The organism is Zavarzinella formosa DSM 19928 (assembly GCF_000255705.1).
In the GTDB taxonomy this organism is placed as follows: Bacteria; Planctomycetota; Planctomycetia; order Gemmatales; family Gemmataceae; genus Zavarzinella; species Zavarzinella formosa.
Genome location: NZ_JH636439.1, coordinates 2,139,290 through 2,139,531 on the forward strand (window position 1 = coordinate 2,139,290; position 242 = coordinate 2,139,531).

The 242-nt window shown below is 68.6% G+C and carries 1 protein-coding gene; it reads left to right on the plus strand.

The genetic code is table 11. The features are described 5' to 3' along the window. Positions 1-242 (plus strand): hypothetical protein (locus BGIM_RS64775; protein ID WP_202947237.1); only part of this gene is annotated, 242 nt, incomplete at both ends.

A 242-nucleotide genomic window follows, 5' to 3' on the forward strand; every position in this document is an offset into this window, starting at 1 on the left:
GCCGCCTCGGCCACGGAAGCCAGCGACATCGCCTCGGCCGCCGGGACGGAAAGAATGACCGGCACGGCCGCACCGACCGAAACGAACGACACCACCTCGGCCACGGGAACGCTGACAATCACCGGATCGGGAACCGTCTCCGAAGCGGCGGACTCCGCCATCGTCTCGGTCCTGGAGCAATTCACCGGGACCGCCGCCGCGACGGAAGCGAATGACAGCGACCTTGGCTCGGGCACGCTCAC